19 protein-coding genes and 1 pseudogene are annotated in these 17367 nt (G+C 75.9%); 13 read left to right on the forward strand and 7 right to left on the reverse strand.

Annotated elements, in window-relative coordinates; genetic code table 11:
• The first annotated feature begins 33 nt into the window (after positions 1-33).
• The 4 genes from dapE to Q1A09_RS09445 are packed head-to-tail and all read left to right on the forward strand — an operon-like array spanning position 34 to position 2834.
• Positions 34-1170 carry a succinyl-diaminopimelate desuccinylase gene (gene dapE, locus Q1A09_RS09430; RefSeq protein ID WP_299953959.1) on the forward strand — a complete coding sequence of 379 codons (1137 nt, stop codon included), beginning with the start codon at positions 34-36 and terminating at the stop codon, positions 1168-1170.
• On the forward strand, positions 1167-1994 hold the full coding sequence (locus Q1A09_RS09435) for a TIGR00730 family Rossman fold protein (RefSeq protein WP_299953961.1): 828 nt from the start codon (positions 1167-1169) through the stop codon (positions 1992-1994). The genes dapE and Q1A09_RS09435 overlap by 4 nt, the downstream gene beginning before the upstream one ends.
• A 2-nt stretch (positions 1995-1996) precedes the next feature.
• Positions 1997-2377 (forward strand): DivIVA domain-containing protein, encoded by a 381-nt coding sequence (locus Q1A09_RS09440; RefSeq protein ID WP_299953963.1) that lies wholly within the window; start codon positions 1997-1999, stop codon positions 2375-2377.
• Positions 2370-2834, forward strand: a complete 465-nt coding sequence (locus Q1A09_RS09445; protein WP_299953966.1) for an SRPBCC family protein — start codon at positions 2370-2372, stop codon at positions 2832-2834. Before Q1A09_RS09440 ends, Q1A09_RS09445 begins: the two co-directional genes overlap by 8 nt.
• A 7-nt stretch (positions 2835-2841) precedes the next feature.
• Here the strand turns inward: Q1A09_RS09445 and Q1A09_RS09450 are convergent, their stop codons facing one another.
• From Q1A09_RS09450 to Q1A09_RS09475, 6 genes are all read right to left on the reverse strand, one after another.
• A complete protein-coding gene (locus Q1A09_RS09450; RefSeq protein ID WP_299953968.1) occupies positions 2842-3582 on the reverse strand; it encodes a cytochrome c oxidase assembly protein in 741 nt (246 codons plus the stop codon).
• Positions 3583-3592: 10 nt separating this feature from the next.
• A complete protein-coding gene (locus Q1A09_RS09455; protein ID WP_299953970.1) occupies positions 3593-4066 on the reverse strand; it encodes a DUF2243 domain-containing protein in 474 nt (157 codons plus the stop codon).
• An 88-nt stretch (positions 4067-4154) separates the two neighbouring features.
• A complete protein-coding gene (locus Q1A09_RS09460; RefSeq protein ID WP_299953972.1) occupies positions 4155-4718 on the reverse strand; it encodes a hypothetical protein in 564 nt (187 codons plus the stop codon).
• Positions 4719-4737: 19 nt separating this feature from the next.
• The gene (locus Q1A09_RS09465; RefSeq protein WP_299953974.1) at positions 4738-5976 is read right to left on the reverse strand and encodes a molybdopterin-dependent oxidoreductase; all 1239 of its coding nucleotides are present in this window, start codon (positions 5974-5976) and stop codon (positions 4738-4740) included.
• A complete protein-coding gene (locus Q1A09_RS09470; protein WP_299953976.1) occupies positions 5973-6629 on the reverse strand; it encodes a DUF2064 domain-containing protein in 657 nt (218 codons plus the stop codon). The genes Q1A09_RS09465 and Q1A09_RS09470 overlap by 4 nt, the downstream gene beginning before the upstream one ends.
• Positions 6626-7279, reverse strand: a complete 654-nt coding sequence (locus Q1A09_RS09475) for a glycosyltransferase family 2 protein (protein WP_299953978.1) — start codon at positions 7277-7279, stop codon at positions 6626-6628. The genes Q1A09_RS09470 and Q1A09_RS09475 overlap by 4 nt, the downstream gene beginning before the upstream one ends.
• A gap of 144 nt (positions 7280-7423) precedes the next feature.
• Between Q1A09_RS09475 and Q1A09_RS09480 the strand changes: the two genes are divergently transcribed.
• The 4 genes from Q1A09_RS09480 (at position 7424) to Q1A09_RS09495 (ending at position 11851) form a co-directional block, all read left to right on the forward strand.
• A complete protein-coding gene (locus Q1A09_RS09480) occupies positions 7424-8794 on the forward strand; it encodes a hypothetical protein (RefSeq protein ID WP_299953980.1) in 1371 nt (456 codons plus the stop codon).
• A 95-nt stretch (positions 8795-8889) separates the two neighbouring features.
• Complete coding sequence (locus tag Q1A09_RS09485; RefSeq protein WP_299953982.1) at positions 8890-9543, forward strand: pentapeptide repeat-containing protein; 654 nt, start codon at positions 8890-8892, stop codon at positions 9541-9543.
• A gap of 227 nt (positions 9544-9770) precedes the next feature.
• The gene (locus Q1A09_RS09490) at positions 9771-10889 is read left to right on the forward strand and encodes an RNA polymerase sigma factor (protein WP_299953984.1); all 1119 of its coding nucleotides are present in this window, start codon (positions 9771-9773) and stop codon (positions 10887-10889) included.
• Positions 10890-10942: 53 nt separating this feature from the next.
• On the forward strand, positions 10943-11851 hold the full coding sequence (locus tag Q1A09_RS09495; RefSeq protein ID WP_299953986.1) for a DMT family transporter: 909 nt from the start codon (positions 10943-10945) through the stop codon (positions 11849-11851).
• Between the two features lie 57 nt (positions 11852-11908).
• On the opposite strand, the gene Q1A09_RS09500 is transcribed toward Q1A09_RS09495, so the two are convergent.
• Positions 11909-12967 (reverse strand): NAD-dependent epimerase/dehydratase family protein, encoded by a 1059-nt coding sequence (locus tag Q1A09_RS09500; protein ID WP_299953988.1) that lies wholly within the window; start codon positions 12965-12967, stop codon positions 11909-11911.
• Between the two features lie 119 nt (positions 12968-13086).
• Here Q1A09_RS09500 and Q1A09_RS09505 point away from each other — a divergent pair.
• From Q1A09_RS09505 to Q1A09_RS09525, 5 genes and pseudogenes are all read left to right on the forward strand, one after another.
• A pseudogene (locus tag Q1A09_RS09505) lies at positions 13087-13571 on the forward strand (DNA-3-methyladenine glycosylase I).
• 114 nt (positions 13572-13685) lie between these two features.
• Positions 13686-13853, forward strand: coding sequence for a DUF3117 domain-containing protein (locus tag Q1A09_RS09510; RefSeq protein ID WP_222195917.1), 168 nt, complete (start codon positions 13686-13688; stop codon positions 13851-13853).
• 107 nt (positions 13854-13960) lie between these two features.
• Positions 13961-15475 (forward strand): M17 family metallopeptidase, encoded by a 1515-nt coding sequence (locus Q1A09_RS09515; protein ID WP_299953991.1) that lies wholly within the window; start codon positions 13961-13963, stop codon positions 15473-15475.
• 85 nt (positions 15476-15560) lie between these two features.
• A complete protein-coding gene (locus tag Q1A09_RS09520) occupies positions 15561-15728 on the forward strand; it encodes an antitoxin (protein ID WP_299954686.1) in 168 nt (55 codons plus the stop codon).
• Positions 15729-15801: 73 nt separating this feature from the next.
• Complete coding sequence (locus tag Q1A09_RS09525) at positions 15802-17262, forward strand: hypothetical protein (protein ID WP_299953993.1); 1461 nt, start codon at positions 15802-15804, stop codon at positions 17260-17262.
• The last annotated feature ends 105 nt before the right edge of the window (positions 17263-17367 follow it).

Raw genomic sequence — 17367 nt, forward strand, 5'->3', positions numbered from 1 at the left:
CGGTCACGGGGTGGGCCTGATTAGGCTCGGCCCGTGACCGGACCCGCCCCCCTGGACCTGACCGCCGACGTCCTCGCCCTGACCCGGGCGCTGGTCGACGCGCCGTCGGTCTCGGGGTCGGAGGGGCCGTTGGCCGACGCGGTGGAGGTGGCGCTGCGCGGCCTCGGCGGGCTGGAGGTGGAGCGGATCGGCGACTCGGTGCTGGCCCGCACGAACCTCGACCGGGACACCCGGATCGTGCTCGCCGGGCACCTGGACACCGTGCCGATCGCCGGCAACCTGCCCAGCCGGCTGGAGACGGTGGACGGCGAGCAGCGGCTCTACGGCTGCGGCACCAGCGACATGAAGGCCGGGGACGCCGTCATGCTGCGGCTGGCCGCCCGGTTCGGCGTCCCCGGCGCGCAGCCGGCCCGCGACGTGACCTTCGTGTTCTACGACAACGAGGAGGTCGAGGCGGTCCGCAACGGCCTCGGCCGGGTCGCCCGCGAGCGCCGGGGCTGGCTGTACGGCGACCTGGCGATCCTGATGGAGCCGACCGACGGGGCGGTCGAGGGCGGCTGCCAGGGCACGCTGCGGGTGGTGCTGACCGTGCCCGGCAAGCGGGCGCACAGCGCGCGCTCGTGGCTCGGGGTGAACGCGGTGCACGGCGCGGCCGGCATCCTGGCCACCCTGGCGGCGTACCCGGCGCGCGAGGTGGAGATCGACGGGCTGACCTACCGCGAGGGGCTCAACGCCGTGGGCATCGAGGGCGGGGTGGCGGGCAACGTCGTCCCCGACGAGTGCCGGGTGACCGTCAACTTCCGGTTCGCCCCCGACCGGGACGAGGACCAGGCGCTGGCCCACGTCCGCGAGGTGTTCGCCGACGCCCTCGCCGCCGGCGCCGCCCTCGAGCTCACCGACTCCTCCGGAGGCGCGCTGCCGGGGCTGTCCGAGCCGGCCGCCGCGGCGTTCGTCGCCGCGGTCGGGCAGCCGCCCCGGGCGAAGCTGGGCTGGACCGACGTCGCCCGGTTCGCCGCCTTCGGCATCCCCGCGGTCAACTACGGACCGGGCGACCCGAACCAGGCACACCAGGCCGCCGAGCACGTCGTCGTCGACCGGCTCCAGCCGGCCGAGGACGCGCTGGTCGCCTACCTGACCGAGAACGACGGCGAGACGGGGAGCAACGCATGAGCCAGCCCGAGGACGACCGGCGCCGACCGGTCCGCCACCGCGGACCGATCACCCTGCGCGGCGGCGAACCCGATCCGCGGAACACCGGGACGACGACCGACCAGCGACTGCTGGACCGGCGGGGCGACAGCGGCTTCGTGCACACCGACCCGTGGCGGGTGCTGCGCATCCAGGCCGAGTTCGTCGAGGGCTTCGGGCTGCTGGCCGACCTGCCCCGGGCGGTGAGCGTCTTCGGCAGCGCCCGCACGCCGCGCGACTCCGAGTACTACGCCATCGGGGTGCAGCTGGGCGCGGCGCTGGCCGAGGCCGGCTACGCGGTGATCACCGGTGGCGGCCCGGGCGCGATGGAGGCGGCCAACAAGGGCGCCTGCGACGCCGGCGGCATGTCGGTCGGGCTGGGCATCGAGCTGCCGTTCGAGCAGGAGCTCAACGAGTGGGTCGACGTCGGCGTGCTGTTCCGCTACTTCTTCGTGCGCAAGACGATGTTCGTGAAGTACGCGCAGGCGTTCGTGATCCTGCCCGGCGGCTTCGGCACCCTCGACGAGCTGTTCGAGGCGCTGACCCTGGTGCAGACCCGCAAGGTCACCCGCTTCCCGGTGATCCTCTTCGGCAGCGAGTACTGGGCGGGGCTGGTCGACTGGATCCGGCAGACGATGGTCGCCCAGGGCACCGTCGGCCCGCACGACCTGGAGCTGCTGCACGTCACCGACTCCGTCGAGGAGGCGGTGCAGCTGATCCAGGCCGCCGACGCGGCCCGGGAGCAGCACACCGAGGAGCCGCCGTCCGGGGACCCGGTCCCCGGGCGGGCACCGGTCGACGGCTGACCGTGGGCGGTCTGGTCTTCGTCATCGGCCTGCTGCTGGTCGGCGGGCTGCTGTTCCTGGGTGCCTCGCTGCTGCTCGGCCGCGGGGAGACCCAGCCCGCGGCCGACGTCGCGCGGTCGCCGGTCGAGCTGCCGGAGGGGCGGGAGGTGGTCGGTGACGACGTCCGCGCGCTGCGCATCTCGGTCGCCGTCCGGGGGTACCGGATGACCGAGGTCGACTGGCTGCTGGACCAGCTCGCCCAGGTGATCGACGAGCGGGACGTCGAGATCGCCGCACTGCAGGCCCAGCTGCCGCCGCGGCCGCGGGCGGTCGACGTGCACGACACCGACCCCGACGGCGTCCCCGTCCCGGGTGCGGACGACGAGAGGAGCACCGGTGCCTGAGCTGGTCGAGCAGGTGGACGTGGACGCCCCGCCGGAGCAGGTCTGGGCGGCGCTGGTCGACTGGGACCGGCAGGGGGAGTGGATGCTGCTCACCGACGTCCGCTCCGGGGCGCAGGACGGCCAGGGCGTGGGCGGTGAGCTGGCCGCCACGACCGGGGTGCGGCTGCCGGTGCTCGGCCGCCGGGTGGGCGTGCTGGACACCATGCTGATCACCGGCTGGGCGCCACCGCTGCGGGTCGACGTGCGGCACACCGGCCGGGTGGTGCGCGGCACCGGCACCTTCGAGGTGCGCCCGCGGGCCGGTGGGGGCTCGACCTTCGTCTGGACCGAGGGCCTGGACCTGCCGCTGGGCGTGCTCGGGCGGGCCGGCTGGCCGCTGGTGCGCCCGGTGATGGCGGCCGGCGTCCGGCTGTCGCTGCGCCGCTTCGCCGCCTACGCGCGAGCCCACCCGGCCTGACCGGCGCTCACACCGGGGCGGGCCGGGCGGCCAGTTCGGCGTCCCGGACGGCGGCCCGGCTGCGGTACCACTGCCGCCACAGCAGCGCGGCCACGAGCACGTGCACCACCGTGCCGCCGTCGTAGAGCAGCCGTGCGCCCGCCGCCGCGTTCGTCACGCCGTCCGGCGGGTGGGCGTAGAGCCACTTCGCCAGCACGTCGTGCCCGGCCATGCCGGCGCCCAGCGCCACCGCCCGGGCCACCACGCCCCGCCGGTGCGGCGACGGGTCGACCGCCAGGACGGCGGCGGTGGCCAGCCAGCCGGTCAGCAGCACGTGCACCGAGACCAGCAGGTGCCCGCCGGGGGAGTGCGCCACGGTGCCGAGCAGGCCGCTGACGTGCAGCAGCCACAGCCCGCCGACGTTGAGCGCGACCGCGACGAACGGGTCGCCCAGCACCCGGGCCGGGCCCGAGCGCAGCACCCGGCTGACCAGCCGGGCCCGGCGCACCGGCAGCGCGCGCAGCAGCAGGGTGACCGGCGCGGCCAGCACCAGCAGCACCGGCGCCACCATCCCGGTCAGCAGGTGCGCGGCCAGGTGCGCCCGCAGGTCGCCGTGCGCCGCCGCCAGCGGACCGGTCAGCCCGCCCGCCGCCACGGCGAGGCCGGCCAGCCAGCTCGCCGTCCGCAGCGGTGACCAGCGCAGGTCGACCGCGGCCAGCACGTACAGCAGCCCCGCCGAGGCGAGGATGGCGAGGACGACGCCGCTCACGGGGCGGGGCTCACCGGTCGGCGGAGGTGGTGGTGGTGGTGGTGCGGCTGCGGGCGAGCAGCGCGAGGCCCACGGCGAGCAGGACGACGCCCGCGCCGATCCAGGCGACGTCGTAGCCCAGCAGGTCGACGCCGTAGCGCACCTGGTGAACCCGCAGCACCTTGTGGTCCACGACCCCGTCGAAGGTCTGGAACGCCCCGGCGCCGGTGAGCGCCGCGCCCCACCAGGTGCGCGGCGCGAAGCCACCCCGCCGCCGGACGTCGGCCAGCAGCGCCAGCCCGGCCACGGTCACCGACCAGGTGACCGCGTGCAGCAGGCCGTCGGAGACCAGGGCCGCGTCGCCGCCGGCCCGGTCGTAGAAGTGGTGCCAGTGCAGCAGCTGGTGGAAGACGATCTCGTCGACCGCCCCCATCGCGCCCACGCCGAACAACAGACCGGACAGCAGCAGCCGCCGGTCGGGCCGGGCGGGTCCGGGTGCGGTCACGCGGACCTCCGTGGTCGGTGCGGGCGTGCCCGCTCGCTGCCCGCCGGACCACCCGGGGAAACCCGCCGGCCCGGCGTGACCACTCCGGTCAGCCCGGCGTGACCACTCCGGTCAGCCCGGGGTGGTCACGCCCGGCCCGGCGGGCCCGGCGGACGGCGACGGCGGCCCAGATCGCGGCCACCAGCCACACGGCCAGCACGATCAGCAGCAGGTTGCGGCCGTACTCCCGGGGCAGGAACGACGGGTTCGCCGGGTCGGCGCCGGGGGTGAGCAGGAACGGCAGCGTGATCAGCGTGAGCACCCCGCTGACCACGGCGGCCACCACCACCGGCGGCCGGGCCGGCCGGGGCAGCAGCCGCGCGGCCAGCCAGCCCAGCCCGATCCACAGCGGGGCGAGCACCAGGTCGTGCAGCAGCGCGGCGCCGACGAACCAGGTCGCCCACGAGCCCAGCGGGATGCGGCCGCCCGCGGAGACCAGCCCGAAGGCGCCCCAGACCAGCGCGGCGATGCCGGGCAGCAGGAACAGCCACCGCCACCAGGGCCGCAGCGCCGACGTCGCCGGCCGGTCCGGGTCGGCGGCGTACGGGTCGTCGGGCACCAGACCGGCGGCCCGCGGGTCGCGCTCCCGGCTGCGCTCGGCTTCCAGGCTCATGGCGCCGTCACCTCCAGGCTCATGCCGGCGCCACCGCGGTGACCCACTTGGTCTGCATGACCCCGGGCCGGTTCGGCGCGATGAGCCGCACCGGGTAGCCGTGGTCGAGGTCCAGCGGCTCGCCCTGCAGCTGCAGCGCCAGCAGGGTCAGCGGGCTGCTGGCGTGCGGCGGCGCGACGGTGGACACCCGGTACAGCCCACCGGGCTGCAGCGACTCCACGGTCACCTCGGTGTCCCGCGCCAGCCCGGCCTCCTCGAGCAGGTCGGCCAGTCGCACCCCGGTCCAGGTGCCGCCGGCGCTCCAGCCCTCCACGCAGGTGATGGGCAGGTCGACGGTGTGCTGGCGCATCCCCTGCAGGTCGGCCAGCGTCAGCTCGAGCGGGTTGGGGCCGGCGACGGTGAGCCGGTAGGCGGGGTCGACGGCGGTCTCGGTGACCCCGGCCCGCTCCGCGGTCTGCCGCACCGGCAGGTCCTGCGGGCCCACGCTCGGGTCGCGCGGGGCCAGCAGTGAGACGTCGGCCAGCGGCGAGAAGGTCTGCCCGGCCATGGCGAGGGTGACCGCGCCGGCGCCGGCGCCGGTGGCCAGCACGAACGTCCGGCGGGACACCGCGCCGTGCTCGGCGGCGTCGTCCTCGGCGGTCAGCTCGGCCGCCTGCTCCGGTGCCAGGCCGGCGACCGCGCCGGGGGAGCCCCGGCGGGCCAGCCCGCGGCGGATCTCCGGCGCCTTCGCCCCCACGTGCACCGCGACCGCGCCGATGGCGATCCAGCCGGTCCAGTAGTGGGTGTCGGTGAAGAAGAAGCCCCACGGGTACCACTGCGCGATGTTCAGCAGGCCGGTGAACAGCTGGAAGGTGGCCGCGGCGACCAGCACGAGGATCGACAGCCGGCTGATCAGCCGGGACGGCGACCCGGCCGGTGGCCACTCGAACAGCTTCGGGTAGACGGTCCACAGCTTGACCAGCAGCAGCGGGATCGCGGCCAGCCCGGTGACCACGTGCAGGCCCTGGGTGACCCCGTAGAGCCACACCGGCCGGGCCGGCCAGAAGAACCAGCTCGGCGCGTCCTGCACGAGGTGGCTGATCATCCCGGTCAGGAAGCAGACGAGGAACGCCGCGCCGAGCCAGGCGCCGACCCGGGAGGCCCGGCGCTCGGAGTGCAGCGGGCTGGGGAAGGCGCCGCGCCGGAAGGGCCCGCGGCGCAGCCCGTCCGGCGGTGCCGGCAGCCGGGCGCCGAGCACCCGGTCGAGGGGGGCGGTCACGACAGGCCTGCCGCCACCTGGTCGACGACCCGGCGGGTGCGGCTGTCCGGCGGGCACAGCGCCGCCACCGACACGGCGTCGGGGAAGTGGTCGATGTCGGTCAGCTGCGGCAGGTCGAGCACGGTCAGCCCGGCACCCTCCAGCGCGGCCCGGGTGAGCACCGCGGTGTCGTCGCGGGACATCGGGACGTCGGGCAGCACCTGCGCGCCGTCGGGGGAGTGCAGGCCCAGCGCCCACCAGCCGCCGTCGGGGGCCGTGCCGAGCACCGCCGTCCCCGGGCCGGCGGCGACCAGCCGGTCGAGGGCGTCGGTGAGCAGGGCGGGGCTGACCTGCGGGGTGTCCATCCCGATCAGCAGGGTGGGCAGTGCGCCGTCCGGGGCGGCCATCGCGTCGGCGAAGGCGCGCGCCAGCCGGGTGCCCAGGTCACCGTCCACCTGCGGGACGACGACGCAGCCGGCCAGGTCCAGGTCGCGGGGCTCGCCGTCCAGGGCCACCACCCGGCGCTGCACCGGCGTCGCCCGCACCACGTCGAGGGTGTCGCCGACCGCAGCCGAGGCGATGGCGGCGGCCTGCTCGGGGGTGCACGGTGGGGTGAGCCGGGTCTTGCTGCGGCCGGGCACCGGAGCCTTGGTGATCACCAGCAGCTGGGTCATCGGGCCAGCACCTTCCGCATGTCGTTGATCGTCTTCACCGTGCCGAGGACCGTGCCGGTGACCTTGGACTTCGTCCCCTCGGCGCGGGGGGCGTAGTCGACGTCGACCTCGACGATCCGCCAGCCGGCGTCGGCGGCCCTGGTGACCATCTCCAGCGGGTAGCCGAACCGGCGGTCGGTGATCCCCAGGGCCAGCAGCGCCTCCCGGCGGCCGGCGCGCATCGGACCGAGGTCGTGCAGGGCCAGCCCGGTGCGCCGGCGCAGCATCACGCTCAGCGCGGTGTTGGCGACCCGGGCGTGCGGCGGCCAGGCGCTGCGGTGCGTGGGCCGGCGCCGGCCGAGCACCAGGTCGGCCTCACCGGCGAGCACCGGGTCGGCCACCCGGGGCAGGTCGGCGGGGTCCATCGAGGCGTCGGCGTCGCAGAAGCAGACGACGTCGGCGGTGGCCGCCTCCAGGCCCGCGTGCGCCGCGGCGCCGAACCCGCGCTGCGGCACGTGCACCACGGTCGCGCCGTGGTCGGTGGCGATCTGCGCCGACCCGTCGGTCGAGCCGTTGTCGGCGACGATCGCGCGGTAGCCCGCGGGCAGCCGGGTGAGCACCGCGGGCAGCGCCCCGGCTTCGTTCAGGCAGGGGAAGACGACGTCCGGCACGGTCGGACGGTAGCCGCGGTCTCCGCTCATCGCCCGGTGTTCGCGCGCTGACACGGGTCCGGATGACCCGGACGGGGTGGTCGTGGACCCGGGGCATCCGGCGGGGCGGGGCCGGGCCGCCGGGGCCCACCTACGCTCGCGGGCGTGCAGACGGTCCCCGCCGAGGTCGCCCCGCCCGTGTCAGCAGGCCGGCGCGGACACCGGCCGTGGGTGCCCCCGCTGGTGGTCGCCCTCGTGGCGGTGGGCGTCGTGGTCACCGGCGTGGTCGGGTGGCGGCTGACCGAGGACGGCGTCGTCCTGCACCTCCTCGGCGGCTACGTGCTGCGCGGTGGCTTCGACGTGGTGCTCACCCCACGGGTGCTGCTGCCGGTGGTCGTCGGCCTGGCCGGGGTGCTCACCGGGCCGGCGCTGGCCGCCCGGGCGCCGTGGCGGGTGCTGCTGCCCGGGTCCGCGGTCGCCGCCGCGGCGTGGGCGGTGGCGCTGGCGCTCAGCTCCGGCTGGCACCGGCTGCCCGAGCCGCTGTCGGTCGTCTACGAGTACCCGAACGACGTGCCCCGGGTCGGCGGGATCGGGGCACTCCTGTCCGGCTTCGTCGCCTCCGTGCCGGCCGACGCCGCCGACCCGTGGACGACGCACGTCGCCGGGCACCCGCCGGGTGCGCTGCTGGCCTTCGTGCTGCTGGACCGGCTCGGCCTGAGCGGGCTGGGCTGGGCCGCGGCGATGTGCGTCGCCGGCGGGGCGCTGGCGGTGCCGGCGGTGCTGGTCGCCGTCCGTGCGGTGGCGGGGGAGGGGCCGGCCCGCACCATCGCCCCGTTCCTGGTGCTCGCCCCGATGGCGCTGTGGGTGGCGACCTCGGCCGACGCGCTGTTCGCCGGGGTGGCGGCCTGGGGCGTGGCGCTGCTGGCCACCGCGGCCGCCCGCGCGCCCGGCGTCGCCGCCGACCTGCGCGCCCTGGCCGGGGGGCTGCTGCTGGGGCTGGCGCTGTTCCTGTCCTTCGGGCTGACCGCGCTGGGCCTGGTCGCGCTCACCGTCGTCCTGGTGCACCGCGGGCGGCTCGGCTGGAGCGGCGTCGTCCGGGTGCTGGGGGTCGCTGCGCTCGGCGTCGCCCTGGTGGTCGCAGCGTTCGCCGTCGGTGGCTACTGGTGGGTCGACGGCTTCACCGCCGCGGGGGACCGGGTGCGCTCGGGGCCCTCCTACGCCAACCGGCCGCTGGAGTTCTTCGTCGTCGCCAACCTGGCCGCCGCCGCCCTCGCGGTCGGCCCGGCGGCCGTGGCCGGGCTCGCCTCGCTGCGCCGCGCCCGGCTCGCGCTGCTGCCGCTGGCCGCGCTCGTCGGCATCCTGGTCAGCGACCTGACCGGCCTGGTGCGCGGGGAGACCGAGCGCATCTGGCTGCCGTTCTACGTCTGGGTGCTGGTCGCCACGGCGTTCCTGCCGCCCCGGCAGCGGCGGGGATGGCTGGCCGCCGGTGTGCTGCTCGCGATCGGCATCGAGGTCGTCGTCCGCACGGAGTGGTGAGCAGCAGACCGGGTGGTGAGGATCAGACCGGCCCGCGCCGGGCGCACCCGGGGCCTGCCCGGGCCGACCTGCGGCAGCGCCTACCTTCCCCAGGCGTGGCATCTCGACCCCAGAGCTCCCCGCCCGCTCCGCCGCAGCTGCCGGCCGACCTGACCGAGGAACACCTCCTGGTGGCCGATCTGACCGCGCACGTCGAGCAGCGCAGCCTGCACGGCGAGGTCGAGGACGTGCTGCTGGACGACGTCGAGGTCAGCGCCGGCCGGCTGACCCGGCTGCGGCTCATCGGCGGGCGGATCACCCGGTGCCAGTTCACCGACGTCGAGGTCGTCGACTCCGACCTGTCCGGCGTCGACGTCCCGGACAGCCGCTGGCAGCGGGTCGCGGTCCGGGACAGCCGGCTGGCCGGGGTCTCCCTGGCCGGCGGCACCTGGTCCGACGTCACGCTGACCGACGTGCGGGCCGCGCGGCTGGACCTCCGGTTCGCCACCGTCCGGCGCGCCCGCTTCACCCGCTGCGACCTCAGCGCCCTGGACCTGACCGGCGCCACGCTGGACGGCGTGGTCTTCGAGGACTGCCGGCTGGTGGAGGCGCGGTTCGCCCAGCTCACGGTGAAGCGGGCCGAGTTCGTGGGCTGCGACGCCTCGGCGTCGATGGGGGTCGACTCGCTGCGCTCGGCGGTGGTCGACGCCACCACGCTGATGTCGCTGGCGGCCCCGATGGCCGCCACCCTGGGCCTCCGGTTGAGCTGAACGGACCCCCCGGGATCCCGCCGCGGGGTGAGATCTCGCCCGCGCCGACCGCCCCTCGGCCGGGACGGGTTAAAATTGCAGGCCGACTGCCCGAGCGGGGCCGCTGACGCGGCCCGAAGGGCGGTCGACCGTCAGCACGTGCCGGCTCCTGCCGGCACCCAGCACCGGCCTCTCCGCCATCACCCTCGGGTGCGGCGACGCCGACGACACCGTCAGGAGAGGCGATCATGAGCGTTGCCGACGTGGACACCTCGAGCAACCCGGCCGACGCCGACTCCGTCGTGCAGGTCGTACCCGCCGCCGCCGAGGAGACACCTGCGGGCACCGAGGGCTCCTCGGCCGCCGAGACCTCCTCGGACTTCGTCTGGGAGGACGACGAGGACGCCGTCGCCCTGCGCCAGGCCCGCAAGGAGGCCGAGCTCACCGCCTCCACGGACTCGGTCCGCGCCTACCTCAAGCTGATCGGCCGCGTGAAGCTGCTGACCGCCGAGGAGGAGGTCGACCTCGCCAAGCGGATCGAGGCCGGGCTCTACGCCGACCACAAGCTGGCCGAGGCCGCCGCGGCCGGGGAGAAGCTGGCCGCGCCGCTGCGCCGCGAGCTGACCTGGATCGTGCGGGACGGCGAGCGGGCCAAGAACCACCTGCTGGAGGCCAACCTCCGCCTGGTGGTCTCCCTGGCCAAGCGCTACACCGGCCGCGGCATGGCGTTCCTGGACCTGATCCAGGAGGGCAACCTGGGTCTGATCCGCTCGGTGGAGAAGTTCGACTACACCAAGGGCTTCAAGTTCTCCACCTACGCCACCTGGTGGATCCGGCAGGCGATCACCCGCGCGATGGCCGATCAGGCCCGCACCATCCGCATCCCGGTGCACATGGTCGAGGTCATCAACAAGCTCGGCCGGATGCAGCGGGAGATGCTCCAGGAGCTGGGCCGTGAGCCCACCCCGGAGGAGCTGGCCAAGGAGATGGACATCACCCCGGAGAAGGTGCTGGAGATCCAGCAGTACGCCCGGGAGCCGATCAGCCTCGACCAGACCATCGGCGACGAGGGCGACAGCCAGCTCGGTGACTTCATCGAGGACTCCGAGGCGGTCGTCGCGGTCGACGCGGTGAGCTTCGGGATGATGCAGGAGCAGCTGACCGGCGTGCTGCAGACGCTGTCGGAGCGGGAGGCCGGCGTCGTCCGGCTGCGCTTCGGCCTCGCCGACGGGCAGCCGCGCACCCTCGACGAGATCGGCCAGGTCTACGGGGTCACCCGGGAGCGGATCCGGCAGATCGAGTCCAAGACGATGTCCAAGCTGCGCCACCCCAGCCGTTCCCAGGTGCTGCGCGACTACCTCGAGTGAGGCCGGACCCGCGCTCGGCATGATGACCGGGTGACGAGCGCGGGGCAGCAGCGGTGAGCAGGCGGGGCTGGGCCCTGTTCCTGGCGATGTCGGTCATCTGGGGCGTGCCCTACCTGCTGATCAAGGTCGCCGTCGGGGAGTTCTCCCCGGTGGTGGTGGTCTTCCTCCGCTGCGCGATCGGCGCCGCCCTGCTGCTGCCGTGGACGCTGGCCCGCGGCGACCTCGGCGGGGCGCTGCGCCGGCACTGGCGGGCGTTGCTGGTGTTCACCGTGCTGGAGATGACCGGCCCCTGGTTCCTGCTGTCCTGGGCCGAGCAGGAGCTGTCCTCGTCGCTGACCGGGCTGCTGGTGGCCGGCGTCCCGTTCGTCGCCGCCCTGACCGCTCGGCTCGCCGGGGACGAGGACCGCCTCTCCCCGGTCCGGGTGCTCGGCATGGTCGTCGGGGTGGTCGGCATCGCCGCCCTGCTGGGGCTGGACGTCGGCGGTGCCCAGCTCACCGCGATCGGTGCCGTGGCGCTCGTGGTGGTCGGCTACGCGACCGCGCCGATGGTGATCAGCCGCCGGCTGCCCGACGTCCCCGGGGTCACCGCCAGCGCCTTCGCCCTCTCGGTCACCGCCCTGGTCTACGCACCGTTCGCCGTGCCCCGGCTGGGTGACGCGGTGGCCGCGCCGGCGCACGCCTGGGCGTCGGTGGTGGTGCTCGGCGTCGTCTGCACCGCCGTCGCGCTGGCGCTGTTCTTCGCGCTGATCCGGGAGGTCGGGCCGCAGCGGGCGCTGGTGATCACCTTCGTCAACCCGGCGGTCGCCGTTCTGCTGGGCGTCGCGCTGCTGGACGAGCCATTCACCCTCGGCATCGCCGTCGGCCTGCCGCTGATCCTGCTCGGCTGCGTGCTGGCCACCCGCCGCAGCCCGGCGCGCACCGGACGCTCCGAGCTCACCGACCTCGACGCCGCCGTCCCCTGACCTCCCGGCCATGTTCGCCAACATGGCCGCGCGGGTCAGGCGTCAGGGAGCAGGGCGTCAGGGGGCGGGGCGCAGGGGGGCGGTGGCGAACTCGCGCATGCCGTCGGCGAAGGCGACCCGGGCGCGGTAGCCGAGCTCGCTCTCGGCGCGCACGGGGGAGGCGACCACGTGCCGGACGTCGCCGATCCGGTACTCGCCGGTGACCTCCGGCGCCGGGCCGCCGAACGCCTCGGCCAGCGCTGCGGCCATGTCGCCCACGGTGTGCGGCACGCCCGAGGCGACGTTGTAGGCCCGCAGCGACGAGTCCGGGGGAGTGGCCTGCAGGGACAGCAGGTTGGCTTGCGCGACGTCGGTGACGTGCACGAAGTCCCGCTGCTGGCCGCCGTCCTCGAACACCTTCGGCGCCCGGCCGGACTCCAGCGCGCTGCGGAAGATCGACGCCACCCCGGCGTAGGGGGTGTCCCGCGGCATGTGCGGGCCGTAGACGTTGTGGTACCTCAGCGCGATCGCGCCGCCCCCGGTCGAGCGGGCCCAGGCCGCGGCCAGGTGCTCCTGGGCGAGCTTGGTCGCGGCGTAGGTGTTGCGCGGGTCGGCCGGGGTGTCCTCGCCGACCTCGCCCCAGGTCAGCTGCCGGCCGCACACCGGGCAGGGCGGCTCGAACCGGCCGGCGTCCAGGTCGGCGCGGCGCCGCGGTGCGGCCGGGACGACGCCGTGCTCGGGGCACTCGTAGCGGCCCTCGCCGTAGACCACCATGGAGCTGGCCAGCACCAGCCGGCCGATCTCCGCCCGGGCCATCGCGGCCAGCAGGACCGCCGTCCCGAGGTCGTTGATGCCGGCGTAGTCGGGCATGTCCTGCACGTCGATGCCCAGGCCGACCATCGCCGCCTGGTGGCAGACCGCGTCCACGCCGTCCAGGGCGCGGTCGACGGCGTCCCGGTCGCGCACGTCGCCGACCTGCAGATCGACGCCGTCCAGGCCGGGCACGCCGTCGGCGTAGCGCGGGTGGACGGCCGGGAGCAGGGCGTCGAGCACCCGTACCTCGTGGCCGGCCTCCCGGCAGGCGGCGACGACGTGCGAGCCGATGAAGCCCGCCCCTCCGGTGATCAGGATGCGCACGACCGCAGACGCTAGCTTCGGCACCCGTGGAGCGCCCCCGGAACACCGACGAGCTGCCGCGCTGTGGCTGGGCGACCAGCGCGCCCGAGTACGTCCGGTACCACGACGAGGAGTGGGGGGTGCCGCTGCGCGGGGACGACGCGCTCTACGAGCGGCTCACCCTGGAGGCCTTCCAGTCCGGGCTCTCCTGGATCACCATCCTGCGCAAGCGCCCGGCCTTCCGGGCCGCGTTCGCCGGCTTCGCCATCCCCGTGGTGGCCGCGTTCACCGAGGCGGACGTCGAGCGGCTGATGGCGGATGCGGGCATCGTCCGCAACCGCGCCAAGGTGACTGCCGCGGTGCGAAACGCCCGGGCGGCGCTCGAGGTCCCGGAGGGGCTGTCGGCGCTGCTGTGGTCCTTCGCCCCGACCGCTGCGCGCCCGCGACCGCAGGGGCTCGCCGACGTCCCGGCCACCCGGAGTCGGTTGCGCTGGCCAAGGAGCTGAAGCGGCGGGGGTTCTCCTTCGTCGGACCGACCACCTCCTACGCCCTGATGCAGGCCACCGGGATGGTCGACGACCACGTCGCCGGCTGTTTCCGGGCGGGGGAGACGCACCCGGACTGAGGGGTCCGGGTTGGTCGATGGCCGGGAATACGGGATCATGGGGCGAGAGCTCTGCACGAACAGTCGCCACACCACGGCCAGCCGGTCCGTGGGTGGCCGGTGAAGGAGGCACGCATGGCGGCCATGAAGCCGCGTACGGGTGAAGGTCCCCTCGAGGTCACCAAGGAGGGCCGCGGCCTGGTCATGCGCGTCCCGCTGGAGGGTGGCGGCCGGCTGGTCGTCGAGCTGTCCCCCGATGAGGCGAGCGCCCTCTCCGAGGCCCTGAAGGGCGCGACCAGCTGAACACCGACGCGAGTCTGCCTCCGGGCAGCCCCGCGATCGACGACGCGGCCCCGGCCGCCGGCAGCACGCCGGCGACCGGGGTCGCGCCGTTCCCGCGGGTCGAGGTCGTGCCGGCGCTCCCGGCCCTGGGTGAGGACGACGTCCTGGCCGTGCCGGTGGGCGCGAAGGGCGCACTGCCCGACTGGCTCACCGCGGCAGCCGAGCCGCCGGTCGACCCGGGGCTCCTCGCCGGCGCCCTGGCCGACACCGGCAACGGGGGCAGGCCCGGCGGGATCACGAACGTGCCGATCGCCGGCCGACGGCCGCGCAGCGTGCTGGCCGTCGGGGTGGGCGACGCGACCCTGCCGCACCTGCGCTCCTACGTCGCGGTCGCCGTCCGGCGCGGGCAGACCCTCGCCGAGTCCGGCGCCCGGCGGCTGGTGCTGCCGCTGGACACCGGGGTCGCCCCGGCCGGGGCCGACGAGGTGCGCACCGCCGTGGAGACCGCGCTGCTGGCCGGCTACCGCTTCCGGGACACCTCGGCCCCGCACCCGCCCCGACTCGCCGAGGTGCTCGTGGTCGCCGCGGACGCCGACGACCCGGCGGTGACCGCCGGTGAGGTGGCCGGCCGGCTCGCCGCGGAGTCGGTGGCCTGGGCGCGCGACCTGGTCAACACCCCGAGCAGCACCAAGACCCCGGCCTGGCTGGCCGACCGCGCGGTCGAGCGGCTGGGCGGCCTCCCGCACGTGCAGGTGTCCGTGCTCGGGCCGGACGAGCTCGCCGCCGGCGGCTTCGGCGGCGTGCTGGCCGTCGGTGGGGGGTCGGCGAACCCGCCCCGGGTCGTGGTCGCCAGCTATCGGCCGCCGGGTGCCGGTACCGGGCACCCGGTGCTGGTCGGCAAGGGCATCACCTTCGACACCGGCGGCATCTCGATCAAGACCAACGCCGGCATGCGGGAGATGAAGACCGACATGGCCGGCGCCGCCACCGTGCTCGCCGCCGTGGACGCCGCGGCCCGGCTCGAGCTGCCGGTGGCGGTGAGCGCCGTTGCCGCGCTGGCCGAGAACGCGGTCTCCGGTGCCGCCTACCGGCCGGCCGACGTGGTGCGGCACGTCGGTGGGCGCACAACCGAGGTGCGCAACACCGACGCCGAGGGCCGGATGGTGCTCGCCGACGCGCTGGCGCACGCCCGGCTGTCGCTGGGCGCCACCGTGCTGGTCGACGTGGCGACCCTGACCGGGGCGATGAAGACCGCGCTGGGCGCCCGCACCGCCGGCCTCTACGTCACCGCCGACGGCCTGGCCGACGCGCTGGGCACCGCCGCCGGGCACGCCGGGGAGGCGGTCTGGCGGATGCCGCTGTCGGGGGAGCACGTCGGGCACCTGCGCGCCCAGCTGGACTCCGAGGTGGCCGACGCGAACAACGCGCCGGGCAACCCCGGCTCGACCACCGCGGCGCTGTTCCTGCAGCCCTTCGCCGGGGAGCTGCCGTGGGCGCACCTGGACGTCGCGGGCCCGGCGCGGTCGGGCAGCGACGAGGCGGAGGTGGTCAAGGGCGGCACCGGGTTCGGCGTCCGCACGCTGCTGCGCTGGCTGGAGGCGGGAGCGCCGGCCGACGTGCCCGGCCCGATCGTGCGCGACTGAACGGTTGTCCCGGCCGGTCGGCGGGCACGTCCCAGGTCGAGCCGCGCCACCGGCGCGACCGGACCGAGGGGGAACAGCCGTGAGCATGATGGACAAGGCCAAGGGCGCGCTGAACAGCGACAAGGGCGAGCAGGCCAGCGACAAGGCCCTGGACAAGGGCGAGCAGTTCGCCGACAAGAAGAGCGGTGGCAACCACGACGCCCAGATCGACAAGGGGCGCGACGCCGCCGACGGCAAGATCGGCAACCAGTAACCGGACGGTCCCGGCGGCTGGGGCCCTGAGCCTCAGCCGCCACCGGCCCGCCGGGTCGGGCAGGATCGGGCGGATGAGTGAGGAACAGCGCGGCGTCGTCTTCCCGGCCGGCCCGGACGGCCGGCGCAGCACCGCCACGCTCGGCCGCGCGGTGATCGCCGACGCGCTGCGCCCGGTCGACCCGACCGGCGCGCGGGCGGCCGAGCAGGAGACCAACTGGCGGGCGGGCTACCTGGCCCACGTGCGCCGCACCGTGGAGGCCGGGCTCTCGTCCCGCGAGGCGGCCCTGTCGATCGCCGGTGCCGGGCTGGACTCCCTGCACGACCGGATGCGGGTGGCCGGCCCGGACGGCGAGCAGGAGCTGGCCACGCTGCGCACCGCCCCGGCGGCGCACCGGCTCGGGACCGTCGAGCTGCGCGGGGAGGCCGAGCCCGAGCGGGAGCTGTCGCTGCCCTACCGCGGCGGCCGGCTGCGCGGGGACGACCTGCACCGCCGGCTGGCCGCATGGGTCGCGGCCGGGGTGATCGAGCCGAGCTGCGCCGAGGCGGTGTACACCGTGGCCGAGCACCCCCAGTGGCTGGCGCTGCCCGACCACACGGTCGCCGTGCTGGGCGCGGGTGCGGAGATGGGGCCGCTCACCGCGCTGCTCCGCTGGGGCGCCCGGGTGGCTGCGGTCGACCTGCCCCGGCCGGCGCTGTGGCAGCGGGTGCTGGACACCGCCCGCCGCGGCGCGGGCACGCTGCTGGTGCCCACGAGCGCGGACGGCGACCTGGCGAGCACCGCGGGGGCCGACCTGATCGCCGGGGTGCCCGAGGTGGGCGACTGGCTGACCGACCTGCCGGGCGTGCCGGTGCTCGGCAACTACGTCTACGCCGACGGGGCCACCAACGTGCGGGTGTCCACGGCGGTCGACGCACTCACCCTGCGGCTGGCCGCGGCCCGCCCGGACCTGGCGCTGGGGTTCCTGGCCACCCCGACCGACGTCTTCGCCGTCCCCGCCGAGGCGGTCGAGTTCTCCGTCGCTGCCTACGCCCGGCGCCCCCGGACCGCGAAGCTGCTGGGCCGCCCGCTGCGCACGCTGTCCGCCGGTCGGCTGCTCACCCGCGGCTACCTGCCCGGTGCCGACCCCGGGGTCAACGACAGCCTGGTGCCGCAGCAGGGCCCGAACTACGCGCTGGCCAAGCGGCTGCAGCGCTGGCGGGCCCAGGTCGCCCGGGCGGCGGGGAGCACGGTGTCGATGAACGTCGCCCCGCCCACCCGCACCCGCTCGGTGGTGAAGAACCGGGCGCTGGCCGCGGCCTACGCCGGGGCGCACCGGTTCGGTGTCGAGGTGTTCGAGCCGGCCACGTCGAACGTGCTGATGGCCGCGCTGCTGGTGCACGACCTGCACACCGGCGGCGGGCCGGCGCACGCCCACCCGTGGCAGGACGAGGCGTACGCGGCTGCGCACGGCGGGCTCTGGCGCAGCCCCTACGCCCCGCGCAGCGCGCTGGGGCTGGCCGCGGTGCTCGGGGTGGCCGGCGCCCGGGGCTGATCCGCCCGGGGTGCGCCCCGCGCAGCGCGCCGGGGCTGGGGGTGGCCGGCGCCGGGGCTGATGCGGTCAGGCGTGTTCCGTTGCCGTCGCCGGCCGGGCACCCCT

This window comes from uncultured Modestobacter sp. (assembly GCF_947486615.1).
Classification (GTDB): domain Bacteria; phylum Actinomycetota; class Actinomycetes; order Mycobacteriales; family Geodermatophilaceae; genus Modestobacter.